Raw genomic sequence first — 14,014 nt, 5'->3', positions numbered from 1 at the left:
TGAGTATAAAAAAACGCACCAAAAGGTGCGTTTTCATCAACATGATCCACAAAATCAGCAGCTATATGATTAGCTCATATATTTTGGCTTTTCATCGACCACTTCGGCATGCCATTCATCCACTTGTTTTTCTAACAAACCAAACAATGCAGCCTGAATCATTTGCTGAGCGATCACACTCATTTGATCGCCCAAAATATTGCGTAATTCTTCATTGAATTGGATAGTCACCAAAGGCTCTTTTTCTGAGCCTGCATTACGCAATGCCAACTCACCACCTTCCAATTGAACCAGCTCTAAAATTGCTTCCTGGTTCCCAAAGAGTTCTTTCAACTGTTCTATAGACATATATCCCTCCATGCGCAACATGGTGATAAAGGCATCTGCACTTTGTATTACTTAGATAATCTTATATCGGGTTAAATAAATTTATTTCAAGTAGCAATAGTCCGATTAGAATTCCACCATCTCGTTACGAAATCCATCAATCAATTGGGTTAGATCACGATGCCATTCACGCAAAATAGCGGTATCTGGCAACCATGCTTGCGGTGTTTGAGTGACTTTAATAATTAAATTTGAAGACGTTTCATCTTCTGGCTCTGGTGCAGACGGTTCAGGTGCATACTGACACATACGATGTGCGCGTTTCAGCTCTGCAATAAAACCCTGCTTTGCCAATTGCTGCATAACAGTCACTTCAGGTGATACCTGACCTTTTTCAGCCATCAGCGTTTCAATCGACTTTAACGTGGGCGCAGGATCATTTAAACGATAGTAACGCACCAACTCTTGTAAAAACGCAAGTACTGCACCATGCAAATGAAAAACTGCTGCTTCGCGATAAGCCTGAGCTTGTTGAACATGATCAGTCTGCTCGGCTTGCTGACATGCAAGACGGCTAAAATATAACTTTTGATTGGTACGATCAGCATGAAAGCGAGCAACACGAGACATGAACAATTCCCTAAATTTTGGCATTTTTCTACATGAATAAGCTTAAACGGATTTTTAGGAAATTCACAATAAATATTATGGATGATCGATTTCAATTAAATAAATGTCACGCTTGGCAGGAACAGGCATATCCCAATGGATCATCCTGATATTTTCTAGACGCCAAGCCCAATATCCTGCTGCCCAATATGTCGCCTGCGCTTGCTCTATCTCATTTTCAGTCCATGCATGAACGTCATACACATCGACCATCGCCACCGCACGTCCAAAATCTTCTTCTCCGCTTTCATGTAAGTAGCGTTGATTTTCCACGATCACTAAATCTTTTAAAGGCAAATGTTCGGGCTGCCATGAGCGGACTTCAAGCGTTTTAAGCCCACACGCAATGTTCGAACCAGATGGCGCAACAATAGACAAAGCCGAGTAGCGTTTTTTCATAGATCACCGATAAAAAAAGGAGCGTTACGCTCCTTTTTAAATTTATGCTTTAGGCTTATCTTCAGCCGCTTTTACGCGAATACCCGCACCTTTGACTTTCAAAGTATTCAGGCCTTTAATCGCTTTTACAGCTTCACGACCATTTGGCATTTCGACAAAACCAAACCCTTTCGATTTACCTGTGCTTGCATCCATAACAACAACAGCAGACTCTACTGCGCCAAATGGTTTAAACAGCTCAACCAATTCAGCTTCAGTAACTGAACGCTCTAAGTTACGTACTAAAATTTTCATTCAATCTTCCAAATAGACAGCATCATCAAAAAGCATTTGTCTATTTTGCTTTTTAACTTGCGTGTAAATCACGTCAAAAATCTATTTTAATCGAGATCGATACCAAAATCTAAATTAATCGATTTTCTTTCGATTAAGGCACTTTTTACAGTCTGTTGACGGGTTTTATAGTGTGTTTCCAAACTACATAAATTGCGAGTTAAATCATTCATAAAGTAACTTTCTACTTTACGCCCTTGCTCATCCACAGTTTCACGTGCCCAGTGGTTCAAGTTTTGCTTAGTCAAAATCAGTTCATTTTGCGCACGTGTCAGCGCCACATATAACACACGACGCTCTTCTTCCACTTCATCGAAATTACCTTGAGCACGTGCATGTGGATATTGCCCTGGCGTGACATTCGCCACATAACAGACTTTTTGCTCCGTTCCTTTTGCCGAATGAATGGTAATTAGCGTCACGACATCACTGTCAGATTGGCGTTCAATTTCAGAAATGGAAACTGGGTCAAGCACGTATTCTTCTAAGAATTCACTCAACTGGGTATGTTTTGATGCCAGTTGTTTCACCAGATCAAAATCACCGATACGGCGGTTCCAATCTTTTTTATAGTTTTCTTCCAGCTGCTCAGAAATCGCTTGAACAGCCAAGCTTACGCATTCTTTGACCTGATCTTTCAACACCGACATTTGCTTCATCATCAGAATCGCTTGGTCAGGCACTTTGCCAAATTTTTCCAACTTGGTTGCAATGGCTTGCATTTCTGGCTCAAGTAAAATCTGCTGCGATAACTTACTCGCACCGACATCACCCACACCATTCCACAAGGTTAAAAAGCGCATCCACGCGATATCATCTAAAGGATTGGCCACTACACGCAGTACACTGAGCAAATCTTTGACATGGGCTGTTTCAAGTAATTTCATGCCGCCGATAAAGCGATATGGCACGTTTGCGGCAATACAGGCTGCTTCAATATGACGAGCAGCAAAGCTTGAACGCACAAGCACCATATGATCCGACCATTTGCTGCCTTCGAGGTAATGACGCTCTTTGATGTCGATGGCAATCCATTTGGCTTCATCAAACTCATTCGGGAAAATATGCATTTTTGGCTTAATCCCTTCACCACGATAGGCATCTAAGCGTTTGTCATATTTAATTTCACTTTCATCCAACAACCAATTTGACAAGTCTAAAATTTCTTGGGTTGAACGATAATTTTGTTCGAGTTTGAAAATCTGTGCGTCGGGTACACGCTCTTTAAAATGGTGAATATTTTCAAAATCTGCACCTCGGAAGCCGTAAATGGACTGCGCATCATCGCCGACACAGAACAAACTGACACGTTCTTTTAGTGGCTCAAGTAACGCCCATTGCAGCGGATTGGTATCCTGCATTTCATCAACCAACATGTGGCGACAAATCGAAGCGACATAATCGACCAATCCATCTGATTCCGCCAAGGCTTTCGCCACAATCGCCAAGATATCGTCATAATCTAAAAAACTACGCGCACGTTTACGGGCTTCGTATTCTTTCATGATATCCGCGATTTGATCTTTCAACGCAAAGTACTCAGGCATTTGCTTTTCCATAGCAATGCTGAGTTTTTGGCGCGTATTCCGCGCAAAGGAATACAGATCACAGAGTTCTTTCGGCTTGGGCAAGTGATTGGGGTTTTTCTTATCATCACGACCACGAATCAGGCGGAACATCATGAGTTGATCATCACGATCAATAATCGAAAACTGTTCTAGGCCAAAGGCATTTGGAATACGGCGCAATAGGTACATACAAAAAGTATGAAAGGTTGATGCACGTAACCCTTTGGCTTGCTCACCTAGAGCCAACTCCACACGAGCGACAATTTCACTGGCCGCACGGCGAGTAAAAGTCAAAATTTGAATTTGATTGGCAGGCACGCCTTGATCAATTAAATAAGCTGCACGCGCTACGATGGTTTTGGTTTTACCACAACCTGCTCCTGCCAAAACCAAGCTATGCTGTGCTTCTGTTGTTGCGGCTTGTTTTTGTTGAGGATTTAATTCATCAATCAGGTTGGCTAAACTCATATGTACTCATCATTTCATGGATAGGTATAGTTTAGCAGATTGAAAAAAAATACATGCTAATGTAGGATCAAAATTAAAACTAGAAAACGATAAGTTTATGAAAAATTTTAAGCTAATTAACCATTTCCTTCAGCCAGTTTTATTACTCATAATATTTACAAATCATCCAACTTATGCAAAAAAATTGACTCAAACTGAATTTGATCAGTTGATAAATAAAAATAATCAGAAAGGAATTCAACTCCATGATGAGTTAGCTGTAGCTCTAATTTCTGGCAATCATAAACTTATATCCGATAATTTATGTGCAACTTATAAAATGAGTAAAGCACAATATGAAATTGCTTCAGAGAATTCTGAATTATTAAAAGCAAAGCCAGCAAAAGAAAATGCGATAGAAAATATAAAAAACATTGAAAATATAATTCCAAAAAATCAAAAACCAATGGAAAAATATTGCAAAAATTTTCAACAAAATTAATCTTATTTTCCAACTATGATTATCTTAAAACTCGCTAGATGCATTCATAAGTTTTACCTTGATTTTTATTTCAAACATCTCATCACATTTCGACAGCAATGTTCCAAATTTAGTTCCGCATTTTTTAATGCATCTTTCAACTTATAATCTGGTGGATTAATCCCAACAATCTGTGTGAAACCTAAATCATAGAGTTCTGCTATCCCCTCACCCACTAGACCAGTAAAGGCGATCACAGGTTTATTATACTTTTTTGCAACTTGCGCCACACCAAATGGTGTTTTACCTAACTTGGTTTGATGATCAATTTTCCCCTCACCAGTGAGCACATAGTCTGCCTGTGCTATTTTTTCATTCAACTGACTTTGTTCAATGACCAATTCCACACCTGATTGCATCGATGCACCTGCAAAAGCCATCAACCCAAAACCTAATCCACCTGCAGCACCTGCACCTGCGACATCACGTAAAGTACAAACCAGTGTCGCTTCAACCACATCGGCATAATGACTGAGGTTCTGATCTAACTGACGCACCATCTCCTGCGTTGCGCCTTTTTGCGGGCCAAAGATATGGGTTGCACCATTTTCACCACATAGTGGATTAATGACGTCGCTGGCAATGATAATTTCTGTATGCGCTAAACGTGAGTCGAGCTGCGTCAAATCAAGACTGTTAATTTGATCGAGACAACTACCACAAACTGCTATTTCCAAGCCATTTTCATCTAAAAATTGTGCCCCCAAGGCCTGCGCCATACCTGCACCGCCATCATTGGTCACACTCCCGCCCAAGCCAATGATAATTTTACTTACTCCAAAGTCTAGAGCAGCCTGGATCATTTCGCCCGTACCATAAGTTGACGTCAGTAATGGATTTCGCTGAGCCATATCGACAAGATGAATTCCATTGGCTTTTGCCATTTCAATCACTGCGGTTTTTCCACCGTCGATCAAACCGAAATATGTCGTCACAGCTTGATTGGGCAAAGGACCTGTAAGCGCTATCGTCACTTTTTGACCGTCGCAAGCACTGAGCAACGCATCTACAGTTCCCTCACCGCCATCTGCCATTGGCACAGCGATGACATTTGCATCTGGTATGAGCTTTAAAATTGCACGCTGCATCGCGTCACAGGCTTGTTGAGCACTCATACTTTCTTTAAATGAATCGGGCGCAAGAACAAAAGTGGTCATCTAAATGCTCAAAATAAAACTTGTCCTCAACCATAACGGTTTTAAAATAGCAGGTATATCTAAAAACATCAGAAAGGTTCGAAATGTCACGAATCAACCTAGGTCAGTCTGCACCTGAACTGTATAAAAAAGTTGCAGAACTTGATGCACTGGCTATGCAAAAAATAAATGAGTCTGGCCTAAGTGAAGGTTTAGCCCATTTACTGAAATTACGTGCATCCCAAATCAACGAATGTGCATTCTGTATTCGCATGCATGCGCAAGATGCACTTAAAACAGGTGAAAGTATTGAACGCATTAGCCTACTCAATGCATGGCGTGAAACTGCGTACTACGATGAAAAAGAACGTGCGGCTTTAAGCTTGATCGAAGCAATTACATTGATTGCCGAAGGCCAAGTTCCCGATGCAGTTTATGAAGATGCTCTACCCTTTTTAACGGATGATCAAATCAGTGCAATTGAATGGCTCGCAATTGTCATTAACACATGGAATCGTATCGCCATTAGTAGCCGCTATAGCGTGAAACCTTAACGGGTTGTACACATTAAAAGTGAATAAAAAAAAGAGTGCCTCAGCACTCTTTTTTTATTTATCAGATCCGCAAGCAGTTTACTGCTCTGCCGAGCTTTTCGGTACTTCACGTCGAATATAAGAAGCCAAAGTAAGGTAGTTGACCCCTTGGAATAAAATATCAACCGCCAAGAATAATCCTAATACCCAAAATGGTGCATCAGGTGACATCAAAATGATCACACCCGTAATCAAGGTCAATAGACCTGAAAATAGTGTCCATCCCCAACCTTGAAATGCTCGAAATAACACAGCATTAAAGATACGAATGACCCCTGCAATGATCAAAATAATCGCCAATAAATTGGTTAGGACAATGGCCGTTTTGACAGGCGTTGAAAATGCATAATAGCCTGCGACCAAATACAGCACACCAAATAGTGCCCAGAACCAGCGGTAACCGCCTTCAAAAATTTTAAATGCTGCAATGAAATGGATTACGCCACCTAACATCATCAGCACACCAAAAATATAAATCACCGTAAGTGTCGCAAATGGCAAAGCTGCCAAAAGGACCAATCCGAAGACCACCAATAAAGCACCTAAACCGAGATACCACTTACGGTTTTCATGGAGCTGACTGCGAATTAAATCGTTGCCTACTGTTCTCATGTTTTTTCTCAAGTTATTCGTTATTCAATGGATTATGCAACTTCATGATGAAGAAAAATGAAAGAAAAGTCCAAATCTTATCCACACTGCCAATTGAAACTGTGGATAAAATACGCTTTATCCACATTATTTGTTCCATCCCACTTCAATCGCTGTGACGTCATTCACCACAGTATCAGCTAAATCTTCAGGCATTTTACTTTGCGTCTGTGAGGTAGGAATATGCCCTGCCATTAATTCAGCTTTGCTTTGTGGAAACAAAGGCTGCCGCTGGGGCTCTGCATAACCGACAGGGAAGATTGGCTGACCTGTGGCCAAATCATACTTATCCGTTGCACCAAAAGCGTGTAATAACTCATGGGCTAAAACGATTTTATTCTGCGCAGTCTGTTTATTCGATGCAAATAAATTCACCGATCCAATTCGACCATTTTCCAAAGCTGTGGAATGTTTAAGTTCTTTGGTTTGAGTCGGATCGTAATAATTTAAAAATAGCGTCACACTCGAAACACCATCTACATTTTCATGCTGCTGCCAAGCATAGTAGCGGAATTTCAAACTCCATAAGATAACGTCCAACATGCCAGCATCATTGGGTACTTTGGGAGGTAAAACTTTCAGCTCACGACCTAACTTAAAATACACATAAGTCGGTTGTCCTCGGTATTTCTGTGCCGTCGTTTGTAAATATTGTTGAACATCGTTTAAATCATTGACAGAAAGCTGCTGTATATAAGCTTGTGTGCTCTCTCGACCATCTGCATTAATTGGATGTAACAATACAAAGATCGGTTTACTCCAGTCTTGATTTTTGTCTTTATAGGCATTGACTGCGACAACCAATAAAATCAACAATAAGCACAGTACCCGAATTTTTTTCCACATTTTAAATCATACTCTGCTTTTTTATCTTTCTTAAATACATTTGACTCATTTCTATTTTTGTTTCAAACAAATTTAGCGTTTTAATCAGTCCAGATAATTTTGCTCGACCGTAGTTTCTAGAATCAAAGTCAGGTTTGACTGCGCTGATATATTGCCCAACCATACTTAAATTGGCCCATCCATTTTCATCCGCATTATCTTTCACAGCTTTATAAATCAAATTTAATGTGGGTTTATCAATGATTTCAGTGATTGTATTCTCTTTAATCTGCACAGATGGCTTTGGTTCACTTACTTTTGTATTTTCAATGACTTCTTTAATTGGTGAAACAATAAGATCTTCTTCAGTATTTTTTAGCTCATTATCTTGCAGTAAGTTTTCAACATAAATAAATTTATCACATGCTTTTTTAAATGCCTCTGGCGTCGACTTTTTTCCAAAACCGTAAACACTTAGCCCATTTTCACGAATTCTAGATGCTAAAGGGGTAAAATCACTGTCGCTTGAAACAATACAAAAGCCATCCAATGCACCTGCATACAGCAAATCCATCGCATCAATGATCAAAATCATATCCGTTGCATCTTTGCCCTTTGTGTAAGCAAACTGCTGAACAGGTGTGATGGCATGTGGAAGTAAGACTTCACGCCAATTTTTTAAGGTTTCGCTGCTCCAATCTCCATAAACTCGTTTAACACTTGCGATTCCATATTTTGCAACTTCTTCCAACACAGATGGAATAGCATTGATCGATGAGTTATCCGCATCTATGAGTACAGCAAACTTTTTCGTTTGAATTTCCACTATTCCCCCCAATCATTTTTATCATTTAAATTTTGATTAATTCTGACATAAAAAATGCCGACCGAAGTCAGCACTTTATTGGTTTTAAAGCTTAAGCCTCAACCCACTTACCGTCTTGGTACACCAAAGACCATTTGGTTTGTTTGCCTTCAGCATTTTCAGAACCAATATATTGCGCTTGGTTTTTACGGCTGAATTTTACTAATGTTGGGTTTCCTTCAGGATCGACATCTGGTGCTTGTAAGATGAACTGATATTTCGCATCCAACTGATCTGCGACAGAACGTAGTTCCGCGACTTTAGGCGCACGAGTTTCACGTACTTTCGGGAACTTACTTGCAGCTAAGAATAAACCTGCTGCGCCATCACGAAGGACAAAGAAGTCATCATGTTTGGTTGAGCGTAAGTGTTCCATTTTAATTGGATCTACACGTGGAGGTGCAGGCTGACCGCTCTTCAACACTTTACGTGTATTGTCACAGCTATTACATGCAAAGTAAGGACCGAAACGGCCTGTCTTCAATTGCATTTCGCCATCACATTTGTCGCACGGAATGGTTGGGCCATCATAACCTTTGATTTTGAACTCACCTTCTTCAAGCTCAAAACCAGCGCAGTCTGGGTTATTACCACAGATATGCAACTTACGCCCACCATCAATCACATAGCTATCCATGGCTGTTTCACAGATTGGACAACGTTTTTTCGACATCAAATCTGCTGTTTCTGCCGAGTCATCGTCAGACAGTGCAGCCAATGATTCTACAGGTGTCAGGTTTAAAGTTCCCTTACAACGCTCTTTTGGCGGTAAGTTATAACCTGAACAACCCAAGAACACGCCTGTAGTCCCTGTACGAATCTGCATCGGACGATCACATTCTTTACAGTGCACCGCATCCACTTCTACAGGTAAATTACGGCGCATGCCATTTTCACCCTGAGCTGTGGTTAAACGTGTTTTAAAATCACCGTAGAAGCTATTGAGTAACTCTTTCCAGTTACGATCACCATCAGCGACTTTATCCAGCTGACCTTCAAGATCTGCCGTGAATGCATAGTTCATCAAGTTATTAAAGTTTTCATCGAGACGGTCTGTCACGATTTCACCCATTTTCTCGGCGAACAAACGACGGTTATCAAGCTTCACATAACCACGGTCTTGAATGGTTGAGATAATCGCAGCATACGTCGATGGACGACCAATCCCTTTTTTCTCAAGCTCTTTGACCAATGATGCTTCAGTGAAGCGCGCAGGTGGTTTAGTAAAGTGCTGCGATGGATCTAATTTTTCAAGTTTCAGTACTTCACCGACTTTTACAGCAGGTAACAGTACATCATCATCCGATTTGTTTTGGCCACGCACTTTAGTGAAACCATCAAAGACCAATGTACGGCCTTTGGCTTTGAGTTCGACGCCATTGGCATTAACTAAAATCGTTGATGATAAATATTCTGCAGGGGTCATTTGACATGCAACGAACTGACGCCAGATCAGGTCATAAAGACGCTGTGCATCACGCTCTACACCCACCAAACTATCGCCTTTTAGCGCGACATTTGATGGACGAATCGCTTCATGGGCTTCTTGCGCACCAGCTTTATTGCCGTAGCGATTTGGTTTAGCCGGTAAATATTTTTGACCAAACTCAGTTTCAATATGACCACGAACCATATTTACAGCGTCATCACTCAAGAATGTTGAGTCTGTACGCATGTAGGTAATAAAGCCGGCTTCATATAACCGCTGTGCCAACATCATGGTTTTCTTCACAGAAAAACCTAAACGTGTACTTGCTGCTTGTTGCAATGTAGACGTGATGTAAGGCGCGCTTGGATTAACCTTGGTTGGTTTGTCTTCACGTGCTGAAACTGTGTAGTCGGCATCTTTAATCAGGTTCAGTAAAGCATCCGTTTCAGCTTTATTGTGCAGTTTTAAAGTCTTGCCATTTTGCTTCACCGCTTCTAAGCGGATATCGTCTTTCTTCGACTTGGTATCTGCAAAAACTTGCCAAAATTCTTCTGGAACGAAGGCACGAATTTCACGTTCACGCTCAACCACAAGTTTAACAGCCACAGATTGCACACGACCTGCCGATAAACCACGGGCGATTTTTTCCCATAAGAGTGGCGAGATCATAAAGCCCACAATACGGTCGAGGAAACGACGGGCTTGCTGAGCATTGACTTTATCTGTATCCAGGCGAGAAGGATGTTTAAACGCTTCTTGGATGGCATTTTTGGTAATTTCGTTGAACACCACACGTTGATAACGTGAGTCGTCACCGCCAATCACTTCTTTTAAATGCCAAGCAATTGCTTCTCCTTCCCTATCCATATCCGTTGCGAGATAGACCTCGTCAACTTGCGATGCAAGCTTTTTCAGTTCCGCAACAACATGTTCTTTACCCGGTAGGACTTCGTACTGTGCCTTCCAGTCATTTTCAGGGTCTACACCCATACGATTAACCAAAGCTTTTTGTGCTTTTTTGGCTTTTTCAGCTTCAGTTAATTTTGCACGAGTTACTGGCTTTTTCTCTGCTGTTTTACTCGAGCCGCCTGTAGGTAAATCACGGACATGACCCACCGATGATTTCACGATGTAATCAGAGCCCAAATATTTATTGATTGTTTTCGCTTTTGCAGGCGATTCCACAATCACTAACGCACGCTTTTTCCCAGCATCGGCAGATTTTGCTGTGGTACTTTTAGATGTGGACCGAGGAGCGTTCGCCATAGTTAACCATCATTCCTGTTTAATAGGTTTTTTAAAATTTAAAGTTCAGCCAATGAATGTAAAAATGCTTTCATATCATCAAGCTGTGTGGCTCTTAAGTCAGATTCTTCGTTCCAATAGAGTCCTACACAGTTTGCCTGCATATCAATAGCATAAATGCCCTTTAATGTAATGGCTAAATCCTTGAACTTGTCATCACCATGCACCAGTTCAAGTTTGTCATCGACCACTAAAGCACGCATTAAAGGCAAACGCGCATCTGGAATCAGCACACTGTAATACGCCACCATACTGGCACGCTTTTCAGATGCCATTGGAATCTTGGTCCAAGCAGGTGCAGCCACTAAACGTGGGTGCAGCCCCATCTTACGCGCCTTCTCGCGCATAATGCCCAAGGCTTTTTCTCTAGGATTTACTCGAAGTCCAAAAATCGACCCAAGTACAAAGACCACAATAAAAACGGTAACCCAGATTCCAGTATTTTCCATAGCACAACCTTTATATTCCTTTATTAGAGTTGCATAAGCGCAATATAAAACGCAAGCATGCTTAATGAATAATATTAGTTAGCAATATCGGGTTATAACTAACTTGCCGTTTACTATTAACCTCTATCAATCTATATTTCCTCAATAATTCTAATGAGTTAATAACATCATCTTCAGGCAAACATCTCTTTAAAATACTAGTAAAACCACTTAAAGATTTAGGAGGAGTATGGTTATTTACATCCATATGAGCGAGTAATTTATTTCTTATCTCAATCAATTTTTGCTCAATAGTTTCAGCAGTTTCAGCAGTTTCAGCAGTTTCAGCAGTTTCAGCAGTTTCAGCAGTTTCAGCAGTTTCAGCAGTTTCAGCAGTTTCAGCAGTTTCAGCAGTTTCAGCAGTTTCAGCAGTTTGTTTATTTGATTTCAAAAACTTCTGCAAACTTGGATCTTGATAATATATTTTACTATTATCCAAGCGGATAATTTTGTGTTTTTTTAATAACTCAACTAAAACCTTGGCAACATCATCACTCACTTTAAGTATAGCTTTAAGTGAGTTTAATAAACTTTCTAACTTTGCAGGTCTAGCTGCATTTTTTGTTAAATATTCACAATATTGAAAAATTAGCTCACCCACATTTTGCTCAGCTTTCACTTCGTTAATTACATGAGCAGAAACTAGCGGCTTTTCATGAATAATTTTAGCTTCAAATTTAGCTATTTTTAATAAATCAACAACATACCCCATGGAATGATCATTAGACATAACATCAAAACTAAATTCCTTAGCCGAAACTTGTGTAGAAAGTTGGCCTGCAATAAATGTTAGTCCAAAATCAGCTGCATCCTTCCCAATCTTTGGCATTTTTAATACTTTTAGTTTGCCATTCATAATAAATGGAGAGAGCTTAACCAAACCATCCAAGCTAAAACTTATTGGAGACTTGGCGTAAACTAAATAAATAGATGAGTATTGCTTTAAATAAGTTAGCAACTCATTTTCAGTTTTATGCAAATTTTCAATATCAAGTAATAATATTTTTTTCATAGCTCACCCATTTAATTATTTTATATTAATTCAGGAACATCTCGTGGCTATATAGCACTTCGTGACCATTCCAATAGATATATCCTTTTTCGATCAACTCTTTAAGTAATAATCGAACGTCAGATTGCGGGAACATTTGCTCCAATAAATCACGTAAGGCGTAGATATCTTTTGGTTTATCTGATTTTAATTCATGCAATTTTCGGATCACTTCCATTTGCACCGGGTCAATTTTATTGAAATTTTTAAATAAGCCTTGCTGTGCAGCCTGAATCATCGACGCCGTATCATCAGTATTTGAGGTTTGTTCTTCGAGTGAAGCAGTAAATGCATTCAGGTCTGTTTTTATCGGCAATGCTGTTTCAGCAGTCGTATTTAAATCTAGCTGTACCCATTGTTTGAGTACTTTTTTTCGAATCGAAATTTGCTCATCAAAGCGTTTGACGATTTTTAGATTGATCAACATACCGACCAAATGCTGAGCTTTTTCGCTAGAGACTTGCAAAATATTCATCAGCGAGTTTTTCAGTTTATCCAAACTGTTGGGCTTGCCACTGAGTTTTTCCAGACCATCACAATAGTGTTTAATCAGTAATAAATCAGGTTTATTCCGAATGGTTTCTAGGTCAGGAATCTTATACTTCACTTTATGTGAAACTTCTTGTTCTGACTGAATTTGAATGAGATGTGCACTGAGTCCAGAGCCATCCAATTGTTCCATCAGTAATGCAATATCAGGCATTGCTGAAATGACTTCAATATGCGCATCTGGATCCATCAAGGCCATCAGTTGCCCCACAATCACCGCATATTCAAATTCTTTTTGCGGCGTTTCTGGAATATCCAAAACCACCAATTGACCACTCGCGATCCACCCTGCAATTTCAGTCAAATCTTCAAGTGCATATTCAAATTTTCCGCTGCAGCTAAACACATACAAAGTACTGTAATGTTCAATGATATTGCGCAATAGATTTGCTGTGGGCGGGTTATTTTCCAAATCTAGCAGGACAACTTTTTGACTCATGAGATGAAATAATGGGTTTCGATCAGCAGATGCGGTGCATTAGACCTGTCACGCTGCAAAAGGTCAAATAAATTTACACCAATCCACAGCTTTGGCGCTGATTCGTCATCTGCCTGTCATTCAATAGTGACATTAATAATGCGGTGGGCGGTTGGTCATCGGGTCAAATGCCGCGATGCCTTCAGATAAATCTGCCGATTCAATACGACGATACAACATCTGCATTTGTTTCTTTAAATCAGCGATTTCGGCGTTTTGACGCGCAACTTGATCATTCAGTTGGTCAACTAAATCATCTAAAAATGCAATTCGGACTTGCAAATCTTCAATGGGTGCGGAAAATGACGCCTGTTCATCAAGATTTTGTTGTGTAGTCAATTTACACTCCTCATATAAGAT

Annotated in this window: 16 protein-coding genes; 2 read left to right on the top strand and 14 right to left on the bottom strand. The window is 40.2% G+C overall.

What is annotated here, in order from left to right:
• Positions 1–69: 69 nt before the first annotated feature.
• From FTU65_RS02005 to FTU65_RS01985, 5 genes are all read right to left on the bottom strand, one after another.
• The gene (locus FTU65_RS02005) at positions 70–348 is read right to left on the bottom strand and encodes a hypothetical protein (protein ID WP_078192732.1); all 279 of its coding nucleotides are present in this window, start codon (positions 346–348) and stop codon (positions 70–72) included.
• A gap of 105 nt (positions 349–453) precedes the next feature.
• Complete coding sequence (locus tag FTU65_RS02000) at positions 454–957, bottom strand: DUF6586 family protein (RefSeq protein ID WP_180010190.1); 504 nt, start codon at positions 955–957, stop codon at positions 454–456.
• Positions 958–1,032: 75 nt separating this feature from the next.
• A complete protein-coding gene (locus FTU65_RS01995) occupies positions 1,033–1,395 on the bottom strand; it encodes an ASCH domain-containing protein (protein ID WP_180010189.1) in 363 nt (120 codons plus the stop codon).
• Positions 1,396–1,437: 42 nt separating this feature from the next.
• Positions 1,438–1,689, bottom strand: a complete 252-nt coding sequence (locus tag FTU65_RS01990; protein ID WP_078189697.1) for an RNA-binding protein — start codon at positions 1,687–1,689, stop codon at positions 1,438–1,440.
• A gap of 86 nt (positions 1,690–1,775) precedes the next feature.
• Positions 1,776–3,764, bottom strand: coding sequence for an ATP-dependent helicase (locus FTU65_RS01985; RefSeq protein WP_180010188.1), 1,989 nt, complete (start codon positions 3,762–3,764; stop codon positions 1,776–1,778).
• Positions 3,765–3,861: 97 nt separating this feature from the next.
• On the opposite strand from FTU65_RS01985, the gene FTU65_RS01980 reads away from it, so the two are divergent.
• The gene (locus FTU65_RS01980; protein ID WP_180010187.1) at positions 3,862–4,245 is read left to right on the top strand and encodes a hypothetical protein; all 384 of its coding nucleotides are present in this window, start codon (positions 3,862–3,864) and stop codon (positions 4,243–4,245) included.
• Positions 4,246–4,310: 65 nt separating this feature from the next.
• On the opposite strand, the gene FTU65_RS01975 is transcribed toward FTU65_RS01980, so the two are convergent.
• Positions 4,311–5,441, bottom strand: coding sequence for a glycerate kinase (locus tag FTU65_RS01975; RefSeq protein ID WP_180010186.1), 1,131 nt, complete (start codon positions 5,439–5,441; stop codon positions 4,311–4,313).
• An 83-nt stretch (positions 5,442–5,524) separates the two neighbouring features.
• Here FTU65_RS01975 and FTU65_RS01970 point away from each other — a divergent pair, with 83 nt between their 5' ends.
• Positions 5,525–5,974 carry a carboxymuconolactone decarboxylase family protein gene (locus tag FTU65_RS01970; RefSeq protein WP_180005282.1) on the top strand — a complete coding sequence of 150 codons (450 nt, stop codon included), beginning with the start codon at positions 5,525–5,527 and terminating at the stop codon, positions 5,972–5,974.
• A 78-nt stretch (positions 5,975–6,052) separates the two neighbouring features.
• On the opposite strand, the gene FTU65_RS01965 is transcribed toward FTU65_RS01970, so the two are convergent.
• The 8 genes from FTU65_RS01965 to FTU65_RS01930 form a co-directional block, all read right to left on the bottom strand.
• Positions 6,053–6,625 carry an HdeD family acid-resistance protein gene (locus FTU65_RS01965; RefSeq protein WP_180010185.1) on the bottom strand — a complete coding sequence of 191 codons (573 nt, stop codon included), beginning with the start codon at positions 6,623–6,625 and terminating at the stop codon, positions 6,053–6,055.
• Positions 6,626–6,751: 126 nt separating this feature from the next.
• On the bottom strand, positions 6,752–7,510 hold the full coding sequence (locus FTU65_RS01960; protein ID WP_180010184.1) for a hypothetical protein: 759 nt from the start codon (positions 7,508–7,510) through the stop codon (positions 6,752–6,754).
• A 1-nt stretch (position 7,511) separates the two neighbouring features.
• A complete protein-coding gene (locus FTU65_RS01955) occupies positions 7,512–8,315 on the bottom strand; it encodes an NYN domain-containing protein (protein WP_180010183.1) in 804 nt (267 codons plus the stop codon).
• A 91-nt stretch (positions 8,316–8,406) separates the two neighbouring features.
• Complete coding sequence (gene topA / locus FTU65_RS01950; protein WP_078192741.1) at positions 8,407–11,049, bottom strand: type I DNA topoisomerase; 2,643 nt, start codon at positions 11,047–11,049, stop codon at positions 8,407–8,409.
• A 38-nt stretch (positions 11,050–11,087) separates the two neighbouring features.
• Positions 11,088–11,537, bottom strand: coding sequence for a hypothetical protein (locus FTU65_RS01945; protein ID WP_078189705.1), 450 nt, complete (start codon positions 11,535–11,537; stop codon positions 11,088–11,090).
• Positions 11,538–11,598: 61 nt separating this feature from the next.
• Positions 11,599–12,588, bottom strand: coding sequence for a PIN domain-containing protein (locus tag FTU65_RS01940; protein WP_180010182.1), 990 nt, complete (start codon positions 12,586–12,588; stop codon positions 11,599–11,601).
• 25 nt (positions 12,589–12,613) lie between these two features.
• Positions 12,614–13,615, bottom strand: a complete 1,002-nt coding sequence (locus tag FTU65_RS01935; RefSeq protein ID WP_180010181.1) for a hypothetical protein — start codon at positions 13,613–13,615, stop codon at positions 12,614–12,616.
• 132 nt (positions 13,616–13,747) lie between these two features.
• Positions 13,748–13,993 carry a SlyX family protein gene (locus tag FTU65_RS01930; RefSeq protein ID WP_078189840.1) on the bottom strand — a complete coding sequence of 82 codons (246 nt, stop codon included), beginning with the start codon at positions 13,991–13,993 and terminating at the stop codon, positions 13,748–13,750.
• Positions 13,994–14,014 lie beyond the last annotated feature (21 nt).

It is taken from the genome of Acinetobacter sp. YH12129, assembly GCF_013418685.1.
Lineage (GTDB): Bacteria > Pseudomonadota > Gammaproteobacteria > Pseudomonadales > Moraxellaceae > Acinetobacter > Acinetobacter amyesii.
The sequence above is the reverse complement of the archived record's forward strand: the minus strand, read 5'-3'. Positions and strand labels throughout refer to the sequence as shown.

Coding starts and splice junctions, on each gene's coding strand:
- FTU65_RS02005 (WP_078192732.1), bottom strand. CDS start 348: ATGTCTATAGAACAGTTGAAAGAACTCTTTGGGAACCAGGAAGCAATT.
- FTU65_RS02000 (WP_180010190.1), bottom strand. CDS start 957: ATGTCTCGTGTTGCTCGCTTTCATGCTGATCGTACCAATCAAAAGTTA.
- FTU65_RS01995 (WP_180010189.1), bottom strand. CDS start 1,395: ATGAAAAAACGCTACTCGGCTTTGTCTATTGTTGCGCCATCTGGTTCG.
- FTU65_RS01990 (WP_078189697.1), bottom strand. CDS start 1,689: ATGAAAATTTTAGTACGTAACTTAGAGCGTTCAGTTACTGAAGCTGAA.
- FTU65_RS01985 (WP_180010188.1), bottom strand. CDS start 3,764: ATGAGTTTAGCCAACCTGATTGATGAATTAAATCCTCAACAAAAACAA.
- FTU65_RS01980 (WP_180010187.1), top strand. CDS start 3,862: ATGAAAAATTTTAAGCTAATTAACCATTTCCTTCAGCCAGTTTTATTA.
- FTU65_RS01975 (WP_180010186.1), bottom strand. CDS start 5,441: ATGACCACTTTTGTTCTTGCGCCCGATTCATTTAAAGAAAGTATGAGT.
- FTU65_RS01970 (WP_180005282.1), top strand. CDS start 5,525: ATGTCACGAATCAACCTAGGTCAGTCTGCACCTGAACTGTATAAAAAA.
- FTU65_RS01965 (WP_180010185.1), bottom strand. CDS start 6,625: ATGAGAACAGTAGGCAACGATTTAATTCGCAGTCAGCTCCATGAAAAC.
- FTU65_RS01960 (WP_180010184.1), bottom strand. CDS start 7,510: ATGTGGAAAAAAATTCGGGTACTGTGCTTATTGTTGATTTTATTGGTT.
- topA (WP_078192741.1), bottom strand. CDS start 11,049: ATGGCGAACGCTCCTCGGTCCACATCTAAAAGTACCACAGCAAAATCT.
- FTU65_RS01945 (WP_078189705.1), bottom strand. CDS start 11,537: ATGGAAAATACTGGAATCTGGGTTACCGTTTTTATTGTGGTCTTTGTA.
- FTU65_RS01940 (WP_180010182.1), bottom strand. CDS start 12,588: ATGAAAAAAATATTATTACTTGATATTGAAAATTTGCATAAAACTGAA.
- FTU65_RS01935 (WP_180010181.1), bottom strand. CDS start 13,615: ATGAGTCAAAAAGTTGTCCTGCTAGATTTGGAAAATAACCCGCCCACA.